This window comes from Brucella thiophenivorans, from assembly GCF_002252445.1.
Taxonomy (GTDB): Bacteria; Pseudomonadota; Alphaproteobacteria; order Rhizobiales; family Rhizobiaceae; genus Brucella; species Brucella thiophenivorans.
Map to the genome: position 1 here is coordinate 21,731 of NZ_NNRJ01000057.1, position 6,455 is coordinate 28,185.

Sequence of the window (6,455 nt, forward strand, 5' to 3'; positions counted from 1 at the left end):
CGGCAAACGGTTCTGGAAACGCATCCGGCTCAATGGGCTTAGAGCCCGTAGAAGTGATTTTGCACCAGAACCGCTAAGCTCCATACCGGCCAGCGGCTATTTGAATGCCGCAAAACAGGCCTGATACATGACCGCACCCGATCGCACGTCTAAATTATCCAAATTCCAACTTGCACAAATGGGGGTATCCATACATGAGCCGGAGGGTGTGCGGATAAAAACTTGGATTTGTTTTACGTCACAATTCCAAGACTGTTTCGATATTCGATTGGGCTTCGTGCGCCAAGTGATATCTTAATCCACTTCTCGTTGTACCACCGAATGTAGCCATCGACTTCTATAAAAAACTGCTCGAGCGTAGTGTTCTTCCAATCGCTGGGATAAAAGAACTCTGTTTTCAGTCTTCCGAAGAAGCCTTCACATGCAGCGTTATCTGGGGAGCACGCCTTGCGGGACATTGAGCGCACCAGCTTCGCATCACTAATCTGAAGCGGCATAATCTAGCTCGCATCGTGTTCGTGAAAATGCGACCGGCAAAGACTCTCAGCGAAATCACCTCATCCATCGTCCTGCGAAGGACGTTCTTCCACCGGCAAGCGGAACTTATTGTTTGGCTCTCATTTTAAATTGCTGCCGACATGCTGTCTTTTGTAAAATGGAATCCCGTTTCATCTTTACACATGCGATGCATGATCAAGCCCATCGGGCGAGCGAGTGAAACGATTGCTTTTTGCCGCCAACGTCGTTTGGCGATATTCATCGCTAAGGCTTTCAACCAAGAACATTTCTTCGTCCATCACAATAAACTGAGCTACTTTAGAAAGCAAAGATCTCATCATGTTATTAGCACCTAAGCTAACACGGCCGATCCGATGACTTTCACCCGACTGGTTGAGGACAGGTGTCAGCTCCCACGCTGAACCGACAGCGTGTAATTCACTAAATCGCGCCGGGACATCAATTGTGATAATTTAAGCAAGCGAGGTAACAGTGCAGGCCTAGGGTTTGTCAATGACGGTTGGCATGCTCTGTCGTTATGGGCGATTGCCAAGAGCATACTATGGAGTACCGTGAATGTTTCGCAGCTTTTGCTGTGTGGACAACGAGGGTTCCATGAACTCAAGCAACTCCGCGATATCGTCAGCGAGTGAGCGGATACGATCATCAAAAACAATAGTTCCTATAACACCCACCTTAAGGCCGAATTTGCGCAACAATCCGCGGATATCGCTTTCAATGGCAATGGCTTTCTCATGAAGTAGTTTGCGGGATGTTAACAAGCGCGACGCTTCTGGCTCGTCAATGTCTTCAAATGCATAGGCTTGTACAGATTAACGCGTATCATCTCGGCAATGCCTCGCGCATCATTGCGGTCGGTCTTGTTAAACTTTCCCTTGAGAAAAGCCTGTGTATGTCGGGTGGCTATGCGGCAAACCGGCGGTAGCCAAGCATTCAAAAAGCCACTGCGACAACGCTCCAGCTTTAAGACCGATCCACTCGATTTGATACGCTGGATCTTACAAGGCCGCAGTCAGATCATCAAGATGACTAATCACCTCACCCTGGTGGCAAAACTTACCGGTTTGGTCGCTAATACAAACGGATGTCTCTTTTTACCGCGACGTCGAAGCCGCTATAGCACTTCATGCTACGCTTCCTTTCCAATGCTTGTGGCTGTTGCAAGACATGACCACGTTTATCATCACTGCGAAGCGCAGCACCTTTTAAAATTCACTATCGTCAAAGGCCGGGCTTAAGCCGAGTACCTCATCTGATGCATACTGTCACTCATAGGCTTTCTCATTTGAGCCATGCAGAAAATCGTCCATCAAACCATTTCGAAAAATTCGTGGGATAGCCTTACCGATTACTGACGGATGCTAGCTTATTTTGGAGTAAACCCGAGAAATCAGGTAAAACGACAAGTGCATGCTTACTTACATTAACTGATTTTTAGGCATGTTCGTTTACCAATTGAGAATAGCGGCGCATGCAAAGAATTTTTACTTCATGGAGTTGAGTAAATGAGACGTGGTTGGGTGTGCACTCTTGCACTATGTGTTGGGATGAGCGTGCCGAACGGGGTCCACGCTGCTGACATTTTTGTTGAAAATTCAGGCTTGTCTGACCGTCAGATGGTAGCGTCGAGTTACTCGGGATGGTATCTGCGCGGGGATATCGGATATACTGCGAAGTCGAATAGTGGTGGCGACTGGAGTTTCTGGAATCAATATGCTCCTCCCTATCGCGGTGTTGATGATACCTTTAATTACGACAATATATCACTGAAGGGCGGCGTGAGTTACGCAGTCGGTGTCGGTTACCGCATCAACGAAATGCTCCGGTCCGATTTGTCGCTGGACTATCTTCGCGCCGGGATTAACGGGCGTACGGCTTGTCCGAGCTACATAAAGAGCAGCAAGGGATTTAATCCGGTTGAGGATAATTGTCACTATGAAGACAACTCATCTGCCAACATATGGACTGCAATGGCTAACGCTTATGTAGATTTGCCTAAAATCAACAAGGCTATAACACCGTATCTTGGGGCGGGGATCGGTGCGGCCTATGTGAAGTATGACACTTGGAACACAGCTGAAATTTGTAACGGCTGCACCTACACAAGTGAAAAGCCAGGGCTTGATAGCTGGCGTTTTGCAATGGGGCTCATGGCAGGTTTAAGCTACGATCTGAACGATCAATTTAAACTCGATCTTGGCTATCGTTACCTTCGTGTCAATGGCGGTAATGCCTACGGCTATGACGCAGCGGACCGCAGTTCAGTCCCCTTCAATGACGGAGTTACGGGACCTGGCGCGTCCGGGGCTCAAGCAAAAGACAATGGTTTCAATCTGCATACTGTACGGGTCGGATTACGATACGAAATCCAATAAATCCATTCTGAAAGTATGGCTGTGTTTGTTGATCACCAGTTAAATGTGAAACAGTCTTGGTTGAGCGCGATAAGTCAGTCTGAGTTCTTATCCGGACCCCCAGGTTTTGGGGGTTCAAGTTTTATTTTTAGCTGTTGAAGATAACAGACGTCCAAAAGGCCAACCATTCCGGAACGGCGTTTCAATAAATCGGTAAGTCAACGCTGAGAATGCCAATACAAGTATAACTGCCAAAACAGTTATACTCGTTCCGATGCCATTTTCGAGTGCCAAAGTGATGGTTCCATCGGCGTGAACTTTCGTTGGCATTTTAAGGCCGAAACGCAATATTTGAGTGACCACCCAACCGACAATTGCGTGTGTGAGGTACACACTATAACTAATGGTTCCCAACCAGACGAAACCTTTCCACTCTAGGCTTCGCCGAAGCCGCTCGTGTTCGTTTAAGTTTGCAATGGCGACTATGGTGCCGGCAAAAATCACTGGAAACAGGATTTCTACGCGGCTACCACCAAATACACTCACTCCCACGACTATCAAAATTAGCGCTGTGGCTGTGATTGAGGTATTGATAGATTGCGAGAGCCTGACCGAACAATTTGATGCCCACGCCCCGAGAAAAAATGCGTAAATGCAGCGAATTATTGCTACGATTGGCTCTGTTTCGAGGTGCCCTTTTTCAAGGACGATTAGCGCGAAGCCTGCAGTTATTATGATTGCAACGCACCAGACAGTCCTGAATCCGAACCGTACGACCACCAGTGCAAACAACAGGTAGGTCCAAAACTCCACGGAGATTGACCAACTCGGTGCGTTGAAGGTCGTCTCACGGAGTGTGACGCCTTGAAGCAGAAGTAGATTGGCGAGAAGTGCGTATCCATCGTTAGTGGAAAATGCTGCAGTATTGGCAACGATGCTTGTATTTTTTTCGAACACAAATTTCATGCATTCGATGCCAATGAAAAGGAGCAGGGTGAATAAATGTAGCGGATACAATCGCCAAAAGCGTCGAGTTTGAAAGCGACGAACATCACCGGCAGATGACAACCGATTGGCGTAATTGAGTGCAATTACATAACCGCTTAAAACGAAGAAAAAATCCACCATCAGATAGCTATGGCGCGTAAAAGAGTTCTCCGTCAAAATGCTGCCATAATCAAAATGGTGAAGAACAACCGCCAGCGCAGCAAATCCCCGCAAAGATTCCAGAGCCATCAGTTTAGGCTTGGGGGCCATTGAAACTCCTATTTGGCGATCTCGCTGCTTTTTTTACATTCAGCAGAATCTTAGGCTTTCCATCGACCGTTAACATGCGTGAGAGTTGTCATGCCATAGCTGCCAAGTGCGAATAGAAGCCACATGGCATCGGATCTGTTAAGCAAGAAAGTTTCTAGCATGCCATCGTAAGTCATGAAAACCACTATCATAAGAAAAAAGTCGGCAAGTGCACGATTTTCGGACCTTCGGTAAGCTCGCATGTAATCAGCCAGTGGTTTGAAAACTAGTACCGCGATTACGAGAATACCACATGGTGCGCCAAACATAAGAAGTGCGTCGAGATATGTATTATGTCCTGAAACAATTCCACGTACATCCCAAGCTGCTTCAAAATTGCGTTCGGCTTCAATAACTAAGGGTGACTGCCAGAAGCCGTAATAACCATACCCGCTCCAGAAGCGTTCTGGCAGGTACTCAAGTCCGAAAAGCCAGATCGAGTTTCGTCCTGTAAAGGTGGGGTCTCCCAATATGGACGTAGTGAAATTGTTCAACGTTGAGGAAAACACGGTTCCGATTGTCAGGCAAAAAATTGCCGTCGTGAAAATTAAGTGTACGATGACCGTTAGTAACGGGGAGCCAAAAAGGCGGGATAAAAAAACGATAGTGACAGCTAGCGGAAAAAATCCTGCCGTGGTTTTTGAGTTTGTATTTAGGACGAAAATCACAGCTAGAATGAAAATAGCAGCGCCCCGGATCTTCACGCCCACCCGCCAGCAGTAGATGCCAAATATAGCAAGCATTGAAAAGACGGGTGCCGCGAAATTCTTATGTGAGATATGTCCGCGCCAAGAGCCTGCGTGGCCACCTTCCAGTCCGACCTGAGTATGTGTAGCTAAGTGCGGTATTATAATTAAAGCAGCGTAATTTATCACCATCAAGCACAAGATCGCATTCGAACCAGCTATGACAAATTCTCTCTCCGAACGAGGAAGGAGTAGAATGCCGGCAACTACGATCATAGAGCACAGCGTAAGAACGAGACTTCGCATCGAGGCTTCGGGTTCTTGCGCATTAAAACAAGACCAGAAGGCGATGACGAAAACCAGCAACCAGCTTGCCGGGAATGAGCGAAAGAGAACATGACGATCAACGAGCGTGAGCAAAGCACATAAATATATTACGCCAAGAATTGAATAACCGAACGCATTAATAATGCTGCTATTTCTACCTTCAGAAACAAAGTCTCCTTGAAAAGGTGTTAAGGTAAAGACTATAATAAAAAAGCCAATTCCAGATATAAGCGCCGCAATGGAACGCAGAAATTCCAGTTGCACAGGAGTATAATTTGATTCGGAACTTAAGTATCTGCTATTTTTTTTAACCAATATATTATGCATATTATTTTTTACTTTAAAGTTGAAAATTTATGTAGCCCCGAGGCGCGTGTGACAACGCCGATCTTTGAGAGGTCGATAGTGAATTCTGCTCATATCGATTGCTAGCATGAATTAGTTTTTAGTATTCAAATCCCTTCTTTTAACGCCAGATCGAATTCCGGTATGGAACGATATCACAGATTAGCAACGAATATAAATCTATGCGCTATCGGTTAATTTGTGCTTCCAAACGAGATGGCGAATTAGGTAACTGGATTTTCAATCGACAGCCATCTGATATATCCTTAGAAATTTAATAAAGAGTGCAGAAATTGTACTTGGTTATGTGAGTTTGTTCGGTACGCAGCTCTAATGGTCAATGATAGCCAATACGGTTAAGGGTTGATCCTAAAAGGCTTAACTCTGGAAGTCGGGACAACAAGGATAAGCGGACTATATGCTTGATCGTTGCCCAATGCCGGAAGATACGGTCAGAATAACATCTCCGCCGTTCAAGGCAACAGTAGTGGTTTTTACAGTCGTCTATAAGCCGGCCCGGTTGGAAGCGTGGCAGCGATTGTGCATGCCAGTCAGTAAAAGCTCTGTAAAAATCAGCCTTTGAGGGGAGGAAGCCACTTACGCTTTAGGGGATGATACCAAGACTGTATCGCCGTTTCGATCCTGACCCGCTGCGGATTTGATGTCACCGATATTGAGTGGATTGTTAATCAACCCTCGTTTGGGAAAAGGCGCGCGCCGTACCTTGCGTCGACCGCTAGCGGGCGATCAACGGTATCTTGTGGCAGTTAAGACATCCTCCCTTTTGCGGACGTTCGGGATGTTTGCGGTCATATACCACCTAAGGCCAACTCAGTTCTGGCGGAGGGATCTGACTGAGGTTCTAATGGCGCAAGGTGTAATGAAGCTGTTGTTGGGGGAACCGCAGAATTCGGAAAAAATCGTACGC

At 46.6% G+C, this 6,455-nt stretch carries 3 protein-coding genes and 2 pseudogenes; 1 reads left to right on the plus strand and 4 read right to left on the minus strand.

All coding sequences use genetic code 11. From position 1 onward, the window contains the following. Positions 1-233: 233 nt before the first annotated feature. Positions 234-488, minus strand: a pseudogene (locus CEV31_RS18135) (IS3 family transposase); the annotation flags it as partial. Positions 489-622: 134 nt separating this feature from the next. Then, a pseudogene (locus CEV31_RS18140) lies at positions 623-1,647 on the minus strand (IS110 family transposase). A gap of 419 nt (positions 1,648-2,066) precedes the next feature. On the opposite strand from CEV31_RS18140, the gene CEV31_RS18145 reads away from it, so the two are divergent. Then, positions 2,067-2,894 (plus strand): outer membrane beta-barrel protein, encoded by an 828-nt coding sequence (locus CEV31_RS18145; protein ID WP_094509213.1) that lies wholly within the window; start codon positions 2,067-2,069, stop codon positions 2,892-2,894. A 114-nt stretch (positions 2,895-3,008) separates the two neighbouring features. On the opposite strand, the gene CEV31_RS18150 is transcribed toward CEV31_RS18145, so the two are convergent. Both CEV31_RS18150 and CEV31_RS18155 read right to left on the minus strand, forming a co-directional pair. Beyond that, positions 3,009-4,130: an acyltransferase family protein gene (locus CEV31_RS18150; RefSeq protein ID WP_094509207.1), complete on the minus strand. Its 1,122-nt coding sequence runs from the start codon at positions 4,128-4,130 to the stop codon at positions 3,009-3,011. A 50-nt stretch (positions 4,131-4,180) separates the two neighbouring features. After that, positions 4,181-5,509, minus strand: a complete 1,329-nt coding sequence (locus CEV31_RS18155; RefSeq protein WP_094509209.1) for an O-antigen ligase family protein — start codon at positions 5,507-5,509, stop codon at positions 4,181-4,183. Between the last annotated feature and the right edge of the window lie 946 nt (positions 5,510-6,455).